This window comes from Pedobacter flavus (assembly GCF_036324285.1).
Classification (GTDB): domain Bacteria; phylum Bacteroidota; class Bacteroidia; order Sphingobacteriales; family Sphingobacteriaceae; genus Pedobacter; species Pedobacter flavus.
Genome location: NZ_JAZDQU010000002.1, coordinates 1,037,693 through 1,054,202, shown reverse-complemented (window position 1 = coordinate 1,054,202; position 16,510 = coordinate 1,037,693). Strand labels below are relative to the sequence as shown.

The window sequence follows — 16,510 nt, the reverse complement described above, 5'->3', positions numbered from 1 at the left end:
AGAGTTGTGAATTCTTTTGGGGACTTACAGCTTAAAAAAAGATAAAAAAATATACTGATGAAAATAACAGAAGTATCCATAAAGCGACCAACCTTAGTTGTTGTTGCTTTCACCGTACTCACATTATTGGGATTGTTAAGTTACTTTTCCCTTAATTATGAGTTGCTACCAAAATTCTCTCCAGCTGTAGTTTCTGTAAGTGCAGTTTACCCAGGAGCTTCGCCAAGTGAGGTAGAGAATACAGTAACCAAGGAAATTGAAGATGCAGTTTCTTCACTTGAAAATATAAAAAAGATAGATGCAAATTCTTATGAAAGTTTATCGGTTGTTACGATTACATTAAATTCTGGAGCTGATGTAGATTTAGCCCTAAACGATGCGCAAAGGAAAGTAAATGCCATCTTAGGTAATTTGCCAGATGATGTTCAATCGCCAGCTTTGAATAAGTTTTCATTAGACGATTTACCGATTATTACCATGTCTGCAACCGCCCAAATGGACGATGCGGAGTTTTACGATTTAATGGATAAACGTATTTCGCCGATGATTTCTAGGGTACAAGGTGTTGCTCAAGTAAATTTAGTGGGTGGTCAGGAACGTGAAATCCAAGTAGGTATTGATGCGAATAAACTAGAAGGTTATGGTTTATCGCTTTTACAGGTTCAACAAAATATTCTTAGTTCTAACTTAGATTTCCCGACTGGAAGTGTTAAAACTGAAAATCAAGATATTTTAATTCGTTTAGCGGGTAAATATAGAACTGTACAAGAATTAAGAAACTTAGTAGTAGGTACTGGAAATGGTGGTGCTCAAATCAGATTGTCTGATATCGCCGATGTACAAGATACTCAAAAGGATGTAGAAAAAATTTCGCGTGTAGATCGTACAGCTTCTATTGCTTTACAAGTTTTAAAACAGTCAGATGCAAATGCAGTAAAAGTTAGTGAGGGTGTTCATAAAATTGTAGGTGAGATTGAGAAACAATATGCAGCGAACGGACTGAAAGTTAAAATAGCTAACGATAGTTCTGTTTATACATTAGAATCAGCAAATGCTGTAATTTTCGACTTAGTATTAGCGATCGTATTGGTAGCAATCGTAATGCTTTTCTTCTTACATAGTATAAGAAATGCGGTAATTGTAATGGTTGCCATTCCAGCGGCATTAATTGCAACGTTTATAGGAATGAATTTATTAGGTTTCTCGTTAAACTTAATGTCTTTACTAGGTTTATCATTGGTGGTAGGTATTCTTGTGGATGATGCGATTGTGGTATTGGAGAATATCTATAGACACATGGAGATGGGTAAGAATAAGGTGAGAGCTGCTTTTGATGCAACTAAGGAAATAGGGGGCACAGTTACTTCAATTACCTTGGTAATTGTGGTGGTTTTCTTCCCAATTGCAATTAGTACAGGTTTAGTATCCGATATCCTAAGAGAGTTTTGTGTGGTGGTAATTATTTCGACAATGTTATCATTATTAGCATCATTTACTATTGTGCCCTTACTTTCTTCGAGATTTGGAAAATTAGAACGCATAACCGGTGATTCTTTTGTAGGAAGATTTATTCTTGGTTTTGAAAGAATGTTAGGTCGTTTTACCAAATGGGTAACCAGTGTTTTAGTTTGGTCATTAGGTCATAAGAAAACTACATTGGGCGTAACTTTTGGATTGTTAATTGCTTCATTTTATTTATTAGGTGCAGGTTATATAGGTGCGGAGTTTTTCCCTAAAAGTGATAGAGGTGAGTTTATTGTGCAAATAGAATTACCTAAAGATGCGTCAATAGAACAAACCAATCAAATGACCACTAAGGCAGAAGAGTATTTAAGTACAAAACCAGAAATTGTTTCTTTAATTACTTCTGTAGGTCAATCAAGTGAAGGTATGGGTGGAAGTTTAGCATCTGCATATGCTTCAGAAATTACCGTGAAATTGGTTGAAAAGAAGAAACGTGAGGACGATGCAACTGTTTATGCTGCAAAAGTAGGGATGGAGTTAAAGAAACTATTAGTGGGTGCTAAAATTAAAACTATTCCTGTAAGTATTTTAGGAACTGCTGAGCGTGCTCCAATTGAGTTAATTATTACGGGTTCTGATTTAGATTCAGTATTGGATTATGCAGAAAAAGCACGTTTAGAATTAATGAAAATTCCGGGTGCTACAGAAACTAAGTTGTCGTTGGAAGCAGGAAATCCTGAGATTATGGTTCAGGTAGATAGAGATAAAATGACGGCTCTAGGATTAAATTTACAAACCGTGGGTGGAACTATGCAAACTGCTTTTAACGGTAATACCGATGGTAAATTTAGACAAGGGGAGTACGAGTACGACATTAATATTCGCTATCAGACTTTTAATCGTAAGAACTTAGAAGATGTAAGAAATTTAATTTTTGTAAACAATGCCGGACAACAAGTGCAATTGAAACAATTTGCAAAAGTGGAAGAAGCATCAGGTCCGAGTAAATTATACAGAAGGGATAAAAGTACAGCTGTATCTATTCAAGCACAATCTGTAGGAAGACCTACAGGTACAATTGTAGCTGATTTTCAATCTAAATTGGATCAAATGCCACCTGCAAACGGTATTAGTTATGTTTGGGCCGGTGATATGGAAAACCAAAGTGAAGGTTTTGGTACTTTAGGTGTTGCGTTATTAGCTTCTATTGTGTTGGTTTACTTAATTATGGTTGCCTTATACGATAACTTTGTGTATCCATTTGTGGTAATGTTCTCGATACCTTTATCTATAATTGGAGCTTTATTAGCCTTAGGATTAACCAACAACTCATTAAATATATTTACCATTTTAGGGGTAATTATGTTAATTGGTTTGGTGGCAAAGAATGCGATTATACTTGTCGATTTTACCAATCAAATGAAAGCTGAGGGTAAATCTACAGTGGAAGCATTAATTTTAGCTAACCAGGCTCGTTTAAGACCAATTTTAATGACTACTATTGCCATGGTGTTTGGTATGCTTCCCATTGCAATTGCATCGGGTGCAGGAGCTGAATGGAAAAATGGTTTAGCTTGGGTAATTATTGGAGGTTTAATAAGTTCATTATTCCTAACATTAATTATTGTACCTGTTATTTACCAAATATTCGATAAACTAATCAATAAGTTTGGTGGAAAGAAAGCAGAAAAATCAATTGAAGAATTAATGGTAGAAGATTATGATCACATAGATGTTCATGAATATGATTTAAAGCATTAATTCTATTTTAAAATATATCTAGCCCGTTCAAGTTTTGATCGGGCTTTTTTGTTTTTGAGGAAAATCTAACCTTCCTTTCCAGAGTTTTCAATTAAAAATATATTGAAAATTATTGTTTATGATTAAGCGTTTGAATAATAGATGTTTAGCTCTATCGGTATGTAAATATTTAGTTTGTTTTGCCAATTCTACTCATCATCAATGCTATCTCTTATAAAAAAATTGTTTTCTTTGTTGAATCAAAAACAATATAAATGGAAAGTATAATTAAGGGAATTAATGATATTATTTGGAGCAATGCACTAATTGGATTATGTCTGGTAACGGGAGTTTATTTTTCCATAGCTACTGGATTTTTACAAATTAGGTATATCAAAGATATGTGGAGATTGCTTTTTGATGGTAAAAGTTCGGATAAAGGGGTAAGCTCATTTCAAGCTTTTGCAATTGCTATTTCAGGAAGAATTGGTACAGGAAATATAGCTGGGGTAGCTACTGCAATAGCAATGGGCGGACCAGGGGCATTATTCTGGATGTGGGTGATTGCATTTTTAGGCAGTGCTTCTGCATTTATTGAGGCTACATTAGGTCAGGTTTATAAGCAACTTAAAAATGGTGAGTATAGAGGCGGACCAGCTTATTATATTGAAAAAGGATTAGGAATAAAATGGTATGCCGTACTTTTTTGTATTGCAACCATTTTAAGTACGGCTATTTTTATGCCAGGAGTACAAAGTAATAGCATTGCTATTAGTATGGATAATGCGTTTAAAATACCTGTAGCATACACTGGAATTGGGATATGTTTATTATTAGGATTAATCATATTTGGTGGGGTAAAAAGAATTGGAAGAGTAGCCGAAATAGTTGTTCCTTTTATGGCTGGAGCCTATATTTTAATGGCTCTAATTATTATAGGATTAAATATTAAAGAAATACCAGCTGTTTTTGAATTAATTATTAAGTCTGCATTTAATTTAGAACCTGCATTTGCCGGCGTATTTGGTTCAGCAATTGCTTGGGGGATTAAAAGAGGGGTTTATTCAAATGAAGCTGGACAAGGTACTGCACCACACGCCGCTGCGGCAGCCGAGGTAAGTCATCCTGCTAAACAAGGTTTAGTACAAGCATTTTCAGTTTATATAGATACTTTGTTTGTATGTACTGCAACTGGGTTAATGATACTTTTTACTGGACAGTATAATGTTATAAATCCGGAAGGTGGATTTATTGTAGAACAAATTCCAGGCGCTATTATTGGTGCTGAATACACTCAATTTGCTGTCGCATCGCATTTTCCTGCAATTGGTAGCGGATTTGTAGCGGTTTCTTTATTCTTTTTTGCCTTTACTACCATCATGGCTTATTATTATATGGCAGAAACCAACTTAACTTATTTATTGAATAAGGAAAATGTAATGGTAAAGAATTTATTGCGATTGGTATTTTTAGGGACAGTATTTTATGGATCTGTAAAAACAGCCGAGTTAGCATGGACATTTGGTGATATTGGTGTAGGCATGATGGCTTGGTTAAATTTAATTGCGATCATACTATTGAGTAAACCTGCTTTAAAGGTCTGGAAAGATTATAAAGATCAGAAAAAAGCAGGTAAAGATCCTGTGTTTAGTCCAAAAGCTTTAGGTATTAAGCATGCAGAAATTTGGGACGAAAATAAATAATTAGAGGTTAAATATTTTTTTACAGCACTTTTTTAGGTGCTGTTTTTTTATAAGTTAAATAATGATTTTAAGCCTGTAACACCAATTTGTAATCCAACACAAAATATTAAAAATGCAGAAATTCTGTTAACAATATTTTCTCCTCCAGCACCTAAAAATTTTATGATCGCACGTGTATTGAAATAAAGAAAGTAAATCATAAGACAGATTGCTATAATTGAAACTAAAATAGCCCCTGTGTTAATGTAATAGGCTGTACTTCCAAAACTTGCGCCATGTGCACTTAAAGTAAATAATACCGAAATAGTTCCAGCACCAGTTGTTGCAGGAAATGTAATCGGATAAAATAATTTACCTGAAATATCGTGTAGGGCAGAGGTTTTTGTTTTTCCAGACACTTCTTTATCTAATTCATTCCCTGTTTTTTTTGGTTTGTCATCTGCAGTAAGAAATTCCCATCCCATTTTACAAATCATCATTCCACCCGCCAATTGAACAATTGGAATAGAAATTCCAAATAAATTTAAAATCCATTGTCCCGCAAAGAGAGATACAACACAAACTAAAAAGGCATTAAAGGCCACTTTTCTTACAGCAATTCGTCGTTCTTTTCTGTTTAAATTTTCAAAAAACGGACTCATTAAAAATCCTCCTCCAATAGGGTTAACTACTGGAAAAATAGCGAAGAAGCCTATGAAAACTAAGTTTAGAAAAGCATGGTAATCTATTTGCACGATAATCCTTTTTTAAAATGTGAATTATTTAAATGATTTAAAATCTTGAAACTTTTGTAGCCTATATTAAACCAATACAACCCAGCTACAGTAGTTGTAAATTCAAATATAATGTTAGATTTCACATTTACACTATTTTCTATAAGATACATTTTATAAAAAATAAACACAAACGTTGGACATTATTTAAGCATAAATTAAATTTTAAAGCTTAATTTTAGCATCTAAATAAACATAATCTTATGAGAAAATATCTAATTTTATTATTTCTGCTTACTTCTTTTGGTGTACTTGTAAATGCTCAAAGCAAGGATGAAATTGCTGCTGGATTAGAAAAAATCATGAAAGCGCACAATGGAGTGGGTATGTCGGTAGCAGTAATAAAGGGCTATAAGTTGGTTTATAGTCAATCGTTAGGATTAAAAGATATAGAACAGAATATTCCAGTAAATAATACCGACATTTTTAGAATTGCATCTATTTCAAAATCTTTCGCGGCAACTGCTATTATGCAGTTAATAGAACAAGGGAAGTTTGGTTTAGATAGCGATTTCAGCGATTTAATCGGATTTAAAGTTCGCAATCCAAATTTTCCAGATAAAGTAATAACCTTAAGAATGGTACTTTCTCATACTTCTAGTCTTAATGATAGTCAGGGTTATTTTAATTTTGACAGCATTAATCCAGCAAAGAATAATCAATACGAGAAGAACTTTAATAAATATGAACCAGGTACCGCTTATCAATATTGTAATTTGAACTATAATATGGTAGGTGCAGTTGTGGAGCGTTATTCGGGTAAACGATACGACACCTATATCAAAGAAAATATTCTGGATCCGTTAAAAATTTATGGTGGTTACGATGTAGATCTTCTCGATCGCCAAAAATTTGTAAAGCTTTATACATGGAACAGAGAATTAAATAAATTTGAAGAAGGAAATGCTTATCCTTCTCGAGCAGCAGAAATAAGTAATCATGTTTTAGGTTATACTACTCCTATTTTTTCGCCAACTGGCGGAATGAAAATTTCAGCAAGCGATTTAGCTGTTTATATGCAAATGCACATGAATTTTGGGAAGTCTTCTACTCAGCGAATTATTTCTAAAAAAAGTTCCCTTGAAATGCAAAAGCCTCTTTCTAAAGATGAAAATTATGGATTGGCACTTTTGAATACCGAACAACTTATCACTGGGAAGAAAATGGTAGGCCATACAGGTTCTGCATATGGATTATATAGCTCAATGTTTTTTAATTCTAAGGAGAAATTTGGTTTCGTTGTTTTAACGAATGGTAGCGATGGAAAAAGTAAGGATGGACAAATTGAAATTACTACTAAAGCCATCCGTTATTTATACGACACTATAATAAAATAATTGCTTGAGCTTATTTAGTCTGGACTATTATTAGTTTAAAAAAAGAAGGTTTAACAAATACTATTTTGTTAAACCTTCTTTAAAATTAAATGGGTGATTTAGTTAGAAAAATCATCATTTCTAATGTTTCTTTGGTTTTTCTTTATTCCACCTTTTAGCTGTCCGAATTTATAATTGGCGCTAAAATTTACTCTTCTGAAATAGATTTGTTGACTATTAATTTGGAAAACCTGTTGGTTGTTTATTTCAGAATAATTATCTCTGTATTTGTTAAATGGATTATTAACAGATGCACTTAAGGATATTTTATTTTTAGCAAGATCTATTGATGATCCAAAACTTGATGCAGAATAAGATACATTTCTAGATTGCAGCGTATTTGGAGTGGCACTATTGAAATTAAATGATGCATTTACGCGCCAATTATTTTTAATAGAATAGGCCGTATTTAAATTAAATCTCCCCATATAAATATCAATATTTTCGAATTTCCCACCTACTTGCGTATTTACATCAATATATTCGCCACCACCATTTGAGCTAAAATTCCATTTTTTAGTAATTGGATAACTTAAATAATAATTTAATCCAATACCTTTCATTTTGCCCATATTTTCGAACGTAGATCTGGTAATTTGTGTAACAGGATCAAAGGTGTCTACAGGAATAAACATTCCTTTAGCTTGATTAAATTGTAGGCCAACTGAAGCATTTAATTTATTAAAATAGCTGTATTCTAAATTTAAGGTATTTACTCTTGGAGCATATAAATTTGGATTTCCAGCTTTCTCAAAGTTAGGATTTGAACGATCTACAAATGGATTTAGTTTATTAATTCCTGCTCGGTTAATACGTTGAGTAAAATTGGTACTTAAACTTTTATTGTCAGTTAGATTAATAGATACTCCAATGTTTGGTAATAAGCTCCAATAATTTTGTTCAACATTTGTTTTTGTAGATATAAACTCAGCATTTTCAATAGTATTTTCTAACCTTAATCCACCTCTTAAACTCACCTTTTTAAATTTATAGGAAAGTGAATTATAAGCTCCGAGAATTAGTTGGTCATTTGTGTAAATGTTAGTTCTGGAAGCGTCTATAATATAATTTTGAGTAATTATATCAAAATAATCGTAAACATAATCGCCTTTGTTTGCTCTGTAAGTAGCTTTTACACCCGCTTCAAAATTTAATTTGTTAATAGGTTGTATAAAATCTAATTGAGCAGTATGACTATCAACTGTACCTAGATTGTTTTGTCGGTAATTAGGCTGATTGAAATTAATAACTTGACTTAAATTTTGATAAGAATTTAAGGAATTGGCATAGTCGTAATAATTGTAACTGAACGTAAGTAATTTCTTTTTGTTGTTTTTAAAGCCAAGTTGATAATTTACTGAAAAGTCATTTCCGTGACCTTTGGTTGTACCATCGTTTAACAATAAATAACGTTGTAGGATGTTTTGTTGATCATTTAAAACGGATAATTGTTCATTATTATTAGTTCCAGCATTTTTATTCCAACTTAATGAAGCTGTAAATAACTGCAAAGAATCTAATTCATAACTTACTTCGGTATAGATATAGCCATTTTTGCTGCTCGATTTACTTAAACCATTCTGATTAAGCGTTTGTTGATTTACACGATTAGATAAAGTGTTAAAACTGGAAATGTATGGACTATTATTATAACTATAAGATCCATTTGCGCTGAATCCAAATTTTGAATTTTTTGTAGTTAATGACAATCCTAATCTTGGTGTACCATTAGGGAAGGAAGTACCTGAGCTTAAATTTCCAGAGTAACCATCTAGAACTCGCTTGTTGGTAACAATATTTATAATTCCATCAATACCTTCGGCATCGTATTTAGAAGAAGGATTGGTAATTACTTCAATTTTGCTGATGTTGGCAGAGGGCATAGATTTAAGGATGTTTTTATAGTCTCTCTCCATCATACTAGAAGGCCTGCCATTTACAAATATTTTGAACTCTGTTTTACCTTTTAATTGTAATTGATCATTTCCATCAACCGATAAATAAGGCACCTTATTCATAATGGTTAATGCATCTAAACTTTTGCTTTCTGGATCAGCTTGAATATCATAAACCAGTTTATCAGCATCCTTAGTTACTATTTTCTTTTGAGCAACAAATTCAACCTCTTTTATAACCGTAGATTTTGATTTTAGTGAAACTAAACCTAGCATTATTGCGGAAGATTCAAAATTTAAGTTCAGCACTTTTAATTCATGATCAAGAGACATAATATTTAAAGCGTACTTTCCGAGTGGTATATCGTTTATTAAGAATTCACCTTTTTCGTTACTTGCTGCTACTTTAACTACATTCTTCTCCGGGTTTAATAATTTTAATGTTCCGAAGGGGATAGGAGATAGCGTCGCAGAATCTATTAAAGTGCCACTTAATTTAGATTTATTTTGAGCGTAGAGTAATTGGGAAAAGGTGATTCCGAGAAATAGAAAAGTGAGTTTTATTAAAATTTTTTTCATATAGATAGTTGTTTTTACTATCCAAAATTTTAAATAAAACTCACCTTAAAATTAAAAATGTGATGAATAAGCTAAAAAAAGTGACGAATTATCAATAATTGCCCCTTAAAATTTCTAAAGGTGGTTTACTAATTATTCCTCTGCTATTAAATAATCCAATTAAAATGGTTAAAGCCGTTACAATACCAAATAAACTTAAAATCGAAATCCAATCGATAATAAACGGTGCTTTAAAGCTATAAACTGCCAATGCCCAACCTCCAATTAGGGATAATATTATTCCGGATGCTGCGGCTAAACTTCCTAAAAAGAAATATTCTAATCCAGTTATCATTAATATTTGTTTTCTGCTGGCACCTAATGTTCTAAGTAATACACTTTCTTTAATTCGCTGGTATTTACTTATCATAACAGAAGCTACTAAAACCACTAAGCCGGTTGCTATGCTAAAACCACCCATAAACTGTACTATAAACCCAATTTTATCAAGAATATCGTCTAACACTAGAAGAACTAAACCTAAATCAACAATAGAAATATTTGGGAATTTGCTTACCACCTTAGTTTGTAATTGAGCAGCATCTTTTCCAACTTCCGTTTTAGTTAACAATACATGAAACTGGGGTGCATTTTCCAATGAATTTTTAGGGAAAACCACCAAGAAATTAGTTTGAATTCTTCCCCATTCCACATTTCTAAAGCTTGTAATTTTGGTAAGCATAGGAACGCCCTGAACATTGAATAAAAGTTCATCACCTAATTTAAGTGAAAGACTTTTGGCATAATCACCTTCAATAGAAATTGGAATTGGTCCATCGCCACTGGCTTCGCCAACCCATTTACCCGATCTAATGCTTTCTGCATCCGTTAATTCGGATCTATAAGTTACTCTAAACTCTCTGCTAAAAGTTCTTCTAGGAATCTTGTTAGTAGAATCGTTCTTCAATTCTGCCTGTGTTTTTCCATTAATTTCATCTAGCTTAAGTGTCACAATTGGTACTTCTTGTATCACAGGAAATCCTTCTTCTTTAACCAATTTAGCTACTTCTTCTTTTTGAGCAGTTTGAATATCAAATAGTACCATATTTGGCTGATTAGAACTACTTGATAACTGAATTCTACTTAGTAACGTAGACTGTATTAAGAACAATAAACTAATAAATAAAGTGCCTAATCCTACTGAAATTATTAATATAATGGTTTGATTATTAGGTCTGTATAAATTAGCGAAACCTTGTCGCCATAAATAGCCCCATTTCGATGGAATTAATTTTTTGGTTAAAAACATCAGTAATTTTGCCATTGCAAAAAGCAGTAAGAATGCGATAAAAATACCGATGGTAAAAATTAAAGCTTGTAAAGCTGAGCCAATCTGAATCCAGGTAAACGTATATATAAATACTACAATTAGCGTATAGATCCAGAATGCCACCCAATCGAACTTATTTTGATCTAAATCGGCAACATTTCTCAAAGTATTTAAAGGGGATACTTTGCGAATATTAACCAATGGCAATAGCGCGAATAGAATAGAAATTAGAACACCAACAGAAATACCTTGAAATATGGATAGATAGGATATTTCTGATGAAATTTCTATAGGTAAAAAATCTTTAAAAACTACAGGTAATAATTGCTGAATTAATGTACCTAAACCAGCGCCAATTAACGATCCAATAAATCCAATTCCAGTAATTTGGATCAGAAAAATTATAAATGCCTGCTTACTTGTAGTCCCCAAACAGCGTAAAACAGCAATAGATGCTAATTTTTCGCGAATATAAATATGAATAGCGCTTGCTACGCCAATACATCCTAATAATAAGGCAATAAAGCCCACTAATGAAAGAAAATTGGTTAAGTTGGCAAAAGATCTACCCGTATCTTCTTTCTGAGAAGCTATTGTTTCATATCTAAAATCGTCCTTATCTAAGGTTCCATCAATAGCTTTTGCAAGTGCTTCTACATTTACAGACTCTTTTAATTTGAAATAATACTTATAGTTTATCCTACTTCCAACTTTAACCAATCCGGTTGCTTCCAAATAGGCTAAAGGAATATAAACTACTGGAGCAACTGATGCTGCAAATCCTGTTTGTCCGGGTGCTTTAGTAATAGAGCCAGCGATTTTAAAGGTTATATCACCAATTTTAATACTATCACCAACTTTAGTATTAAACTGTAATAATAAACTTTTATCTACCAATGCGTCTTGTGCATTTCTAAAAGAAATACCTGCTGCGGCTGGAATAGTTTCTATACTTCCATAATAGGGGAAATTTCCTGATAATGCCCTAACCTGAACCAATCGGGTACCTCCATTGCTCATAAACATAGCCATAGAAGGGAAATTTTGCTCTTCCGATCGCTCTCCACCAATAGAATCAATTAATTGTTGAACTTTTTCGGTTGGTTTTTTATTGCCAGCAATTTCTAAATCTGCCCCTAAAAGCGTGGCGGCTTGCTGGTCTATATCTTTATTTAGGTTGACTCCGAAAGTATAAATTGCCACTAATGCGGAGATACCTAAAATAATAGATGAAATAAACAGCATTAACTTAGAGCGATTTCTTCTACTATCGCGCCAAGCCATTTTAAAAAGCCAAGGTAAATTAAGCCGTTTTTTCATCAGAAATTAAATTACCTCCTTTAATGCGTATAATTCTTTGTGTTTTTGCGGCCAATTCTAAATCGTGTGTCACCATAATTAGCGTTGTACCTGCTTCTTTGTTTAAATCGAACAAGAGCTTAACAATTTTTTCACTCGTTTCACTATCTAAATTTCCCGTTGGCTCATCGGCAAATAAAATAGATGGATTATTAGAAAATGCTCTTGCAATTGCAATTCTTTGTTGTTCTCCACCTGATAATTGAGATGGATAATGATCAGCGCGATTATTTAAGCCTACTTTTTCTAATAGAGCTTCAGCGGTAGCTTTGCTGTTTTTTTCGCCACGTAACTCTAGTGGTACCATAACATTTTCTATTGCCGTAAGGGTGGGCAATAATTGGAAATTTTGGAAAATAAAACCTACATGTTGATTTCTAATCGCGGCTCTATCGTCTTCAGAAAGATGATTGATAAGTTCGTTGTTGAGGTAAACTTCGCCAGTACTGGTTCTATCTAATCCTGCACACAAACCTAATAAAGTAGTTTTTCCGCTGCCAGATGGACCAACTAAAGCCACTGAGGCACCTTTTTCGACCGTAAAACTAATGTTGTCTAAAACTTTTAAAGACTTACCCTCACTGGAGAAAGTCTTGCTGAGATTTTTAATTTTTAGTATTTCCAAAGTAAGTTTGTCTATAAGTTTAATGTCATAATCTCTAAAGTAAGGGAATTAATGGGATTTATATGTCATTATTATGTTTAAAATATACACTTACATAAATACCTTTGTGGTGTTCAATTTATTCTAAATAAAAATGAAGTCTTTAAGCTATATATCGTCATTAATTTTAGTTCTAGTTTTACAGAGTTGTAGTGATCCGAAAACAACTAAACAAAGTACTGGAGGTACCAATGCTATGGTTAAAAATGCGGAAAATAAAAATACGATTTTATTTTTTGGTGATAGTCTTACTGCGGGTTATGGATTGGAAGATCCAGCCCAAGCATTTCCATCTTTAATTCAGCAAAAAATAGACCATTTAAATCTACCTTATAAAGTAGTAAATGCGGGTGTAAGTGGAGAAACTACAGCAGGAGGAAAGGGGCGAATTGACTGGATTTTAAAACAAAAAATTGACGTTTTTGTACTTGAATTGGGTGCTAATGATGGATTAAGAGGTATTCCTGTTGAAGAAACATCTAGGAACTTACAATTTATTACAGATAAAGTAAAAGCAAAATATCCTAATGCCCGAATTATTTTAACAGGAATGATGGTGCCGCCAAATATGGGGGCAGATTATGCAAAGGCTTTTGAACAAATTTTCCCAAAAATAGCCACAAAAAATAGCATGTCGTTTATGCCATTTTTGCTAGAAGGTGTAGCTGGCGATAGAAAATTAAATCAAGGTGATGGCATTCACCCGACAGCAGAAGGACATAAAATTATAGCCGAAAATTTATGGCCAATTTTGGTTGAAAATTTATAGAAAATATTTAAAAAGATCGTTGGGTTGAACAGTTTATATAATTGATTTAGTACAATTATATTCCATTTTTCACTTCGTGAAAACTCTCCAACTTGCTCAATAAACTAATCAATTGCATTTTTTCTTGATGCGATAAAGGTTCAGACACATTACTTGAAGCCGCTCTTATTCTATCCATACGTTCTTCCAAAACTGCTCTGCCTTTTTGTGTAATATGTATCATTCTATTTCTTTTATCGGTTTCTGTAGTTTCTTGTTCTACCAAACCATGAGCAATTAATCGGTTTATGATTTGCATACCTGCCGATTTTTCATGAACGTTTAATTTTATCAACGCAGTTTTTGTCAAGCTGCCATTTGCAACCAGACAAATCAAATAAATAAAATCATCTGGTGTAGAAAACTCCGAACCAGCTATCGCATCTTTCGCCAATAACTTGGCATACCTATATAAATGTACTAATGAAGTATTGATTACACTTTCAGGAGAGCGGCCTAATTCTTTACCCTGCCAATTTGGCTCTACAGCATTGTTGTCATTGGAAAGCTCTAGTCTTTTATGTGCCCATTGTACAAATAAAGTCACATCTGGTTGTCCTTTTTTATCATCTTGCTCATATAATTCAACTAAATCTACGAGCTCTTGAATAAGTTTATAATACATTTTTTTTGTAAATATTTTAAAACCTATGTCGGTTTAATAGTATAAAAATACACTATTTTGTTAAATAAAAGAAATTATTTGCACTTAAATAGTGCAATATTATACTTTTTGGTATGCTATTTGGTATAGTTTTGTACAAAAAAACTATAAATTATATGAAAAATTTTATTTCTAGAATTATGAATAAAACAACGATTGCTGTTGTTTTAACCTCCCTTGTTTTTACGGCATGTAAAAAAGATGAGTCGATGGCTAGTAGCAACACTATCGTAGACATTGTAGTAAACAATAACGACTTTTCGTTATTAGAAGCAGCAGTAGTACATGCTGATTTAGGTAGTACTTTATCGGGTACTGGAACATTTACTGTATTTGCGCCAAATAATGCGGCCTTTATTGCAGCAGGATTAGACACTGAGGCAAAAATTAAAGCCTTACCAGTTGCAACAGTAAGAAGCATATTGCAATACCATGTATTAGGTCAAAGTGTAGCTTCATCAGCCATTACATCATCAACAAACAGTGCTGTAAAAACAGTAAGTAATGTTGATCTTTTTGTAGCTAAAAAGACTTCAGGTGTATTTGTTAACGGAGCGAGTGTAATTAGTGCTGACATTTCGGCTAGCAACGGTGTTATTCATGTAATTAACAAAGTATTAATGCCACCAGTAGGCAACATCGTACAAGCGGCACAAGCCGATGCTAATTTCACCTTTTTAGTTGCTGCGGTATTAAGAGCAAGTGAAGGAAGCACTAACGTTGCACAAGTTCTTTCTGGTACTGGACCATTCACTGTATTTGCGCCAACAAATCAAGCATTCATCAACGCTGGTTTTGCTAATATTGCAGCAATTCAGGCGGCAGATCCAGCTGTTTTAACTAAAATTCTTACTTACCACGTGGTTAGTGGCCGTGTTTTATCGAGCGACTTAACAGAAGGTGTAGCTCCAGCAACATTAAATGGAGGAACAGTTACGGTTACATTAGCAGGTGGTGCAAAAGTTAAAGGTGCAAACAATACATCAGCATCAAATATTACTGCTGTAAATACCATAACAACCAACGGTGTAATCCATGTAATAGATCAAGTTTTACTACCTAATAATTAGTTTTAAAGTTAATTGATTCTCTAATTTTTCTTGCCCACCACATTGTATAAATAAAAATTACAAGTGGTGGGTTTTTTAAGATCAATTTCTCTAGAAGATTCGCGTGAGGGATAGTAAGGGTTTGTCCCGCCAGATGGCGGACCGAAGCCCTGAATAGCCCGACCTTGGGCACGCCCAAATGACCTTCATAAACTAATTTTTATTAATGCTTACGATTATTAGTCGGCTCGCCTTTGGTGTTTAAATTCACTAAATTCCGTATTTTGCGCTTATGATTTCTACTTTCACAGATCATCTCGGGAATTCTATTCAGATACCTTTTCCGCCACAACGAATCGTTTCTCTGGTTCCGTCGCAAACAGAGTTGTTGTACGATCTCGGCCTTGAAGATAGGGTAGTTGGTATTACCAAATTTTGTATTCACCCGCAGAAATGGTTTGAAAATAAGGTTAAAGTAGGGGGGACTAAAAAGCTAAATATCGAATTAATTAAGCGCTTGGAGCCCGATTTAATTATCGGAAATAAAGAAGAAAATACGAAGGAGGAGATTGAGGAGTTGCAGAAGTTTTTCCCAGTTTGGATGAGCGATATCCATAATTTGGAGGAAGCAAAGCAAACGATTGTAGATGTAGGTGCAATTACCAATCGCTCCCCTGAAGCAAGCTATTTGGTGGAATTAATAAATACTGGATTTAGAGATATTAAAACGCTAGGCCCGGGTTCTTTTCATTTTAATAAGTCGGTGTTGTACTTAATTTGGAATAAGCCTTACATGGCCGCAGGAAGAAATACTTTTATAGATGATGTGCTCAATACTTTCGGGTTAACAAATGTTGTGCAATCAACAAGATACCCAATTTTAAAGGATGAGGATATCCTAGAGCTTAATCCTTATTATATTTTTCTTTCTTCAGAACCTTATCCATTTAAGGAACAGCATATAGAAGCGCTCAAACAACTTGTGCCTGAGGCTCATATTTTATTGGTAGATGGGGAGATGTTCTCTTGGTACGGAAGCAGAATGGTAAAGTCTATACAGTATTTGTTTGAATTGAGAGATTACTTGTAAAAATTCTAGAGTAGTAGCTTAATCTTCCCTCTATAAA

At 33.4% G+C, this 16,510-nt stretch carries 11 protein-coding genes; 6 read left to right on the top strand and 5 right to left on the bottom strand.

Annotated elements, in window-relative coordinates:
- The first annotated feature begins 57 nt into the window (after positions 1-57).
- Both VRU49_RS10840 and VRU49_RS10835 read left to right on the top strand, forming a co-directional pair.
- Complete coding sequence (locus VRU49_RS10840) at positions 58-3,225, top strand: efflux RND transporter permease subunit (protein WP_330146803.1); 3,168 nt, start codon at positions 58-60, stop codon at positions 3,223-3,225.
- Positions 3,226-3,479: 254 nt separating this feature from the next.
- Positions 3,480-4,907 (top strand): alanine/glycine:cation symporter family protein, encoded by a 1,428-nt coding sequence (locus VRU49_RS10835; RefSeq protein WP_330146802.1) that lies wholly within the window; start codon positions 3,480-3,482, stop codon positions 4,905-4,907.
- A 47-nt stretch (positions 4,908-4,954) separates the two neighbouring features.
- Here VRU49_RS10835 and VRU49_RS10830 read toward each other — a convergent pair whose 3' ends face one another.
- Positions 4,955-5,641, bottom strand: a complete 687-nt coding sequence (locus VRU49_RS10830) for a MarC family protein (protein ID WP_330146801.1) — start codon at positions 5,639-5,641, stop codon at positions 4,955-4,957.
- 242 nt (positions 5,642-5,883) lie between these two features.
- On the opposite strand from VRU49_RS10830, the gene VRU49_RS10825 reads away from it, so the two are divergent.
- Positions 5,884-7,017: a serine hydrolase domain-containing protein gene (locus VRU49_RS10825; protein ID WP_330146800.1), complete on the top strand. Its 1,134-nt coding sequence runs from the start codon at positions 5,884-5,886 to the stop codon at positions 7,015-7,017.
- Positions 7,018-7,115: 98 nt separating this feature from the next.
- Here the strand turns inward: VRU49_RS10825 and VRU49_RS10820 are convergent, their stop codons facing one another.
- From VRU49_RS10820 to VRU49_RS10810, 3 genes are all read right to left on the bottom strand, one after another.
- Entirely contained in the window at positions 7,116-9,530 is a 2,415-nt protein-coding gene (locus VRU49_RS10820) for a TonB-dependent receptor domain-containing protein (protein ID WP_330146799.1), read from the bottom strand.
- Positions 9,531-9,621: 91 nt separating this feature from the next.
- Positions 9,622-12,159, bottom strand: a complete 2,538-nt coding sequence (locus VRU49_RS10815; protein WP_330146798.1) for an ABC transporter permease — start codon at positions 12,157-12,159, stop codon at positions 9,622-9,624.
- Positions 12,143-12,823 (bottom strand): ABC transporter ATP-binding protein, encoded by a 681-nt coding sequence (locus VRU49_RS10810; RefSeq protein WP_330146797.1) that lies wholly within the window; start codon positions 12,821-12,823, stop codon positions 12,143-12,145. The genes VRU49_RS10815 and VRU49_RS10810 overlap by 17 nt, the downstream gene beginning before the upstream one ends.
- Positions 12,824-12,956: 133 nt before the next feature.
- On the opposite strand from VRU49_RS10810, the gene VRU49_RS10805 reads away from it, so the two are divergent.
- A complete protein-coding gene (locus tag VRU49_RS10805; protein ID WP_330146796.1) occupies positions 12,957-13,631 on the top strand; it encodes an arylesterase in 675 nt (224 codons plus the stop codon).
- 55 nt (positions 13,632-13,686) lie between these two features.
- On the opposite strand, the gene VRU49_RS10800 is transcribed toward VRU49_RS10805, so the two are convergent.
- Positions 13,687-14,295: a MarR family winged helix-turn-helix transcriptional regulator gene (locus tag VRU49_RS10800; protein ID WP_330146795.1), complete on the bottom strand. Its 609-nt coding sequence runs from the start codon at positions 14,293-14,295 to the stop codon at positions 13,687-13,689.
- Positions 14,296-14,474: 179 nt separating this feature from the next.
- On the opposite strand from VRU49_RS10800, the gene VRU49_RS10795 reads away from it, so the two are divergent.
- Positions 14,475-15,404 carry a fasciclin domain-containing protein gene (locus VRU49_RS10795; protein ID WP_330146794.1) on the top strand — a complete coding sequence of 310 codons (930 nt, stop codon included), beginning with the start codon at positions 14,475-14,477 and terminating at the stop codon, positions 15,402-15,404.
- A 271-nt stretch (positions 15,405-15,675) separates the two neighbouring features.
- Entirely contained in the window at positions 15,676-16,473 is a 798-nt protein-coding gene (locus VRU49_RS10790; RefSeq protein WP_330146793.1) for an ABC transporter substrate-binding protein, read from the top strand.
- Positions 16,474-16,510: the final 37 nt, after the last annotated feature.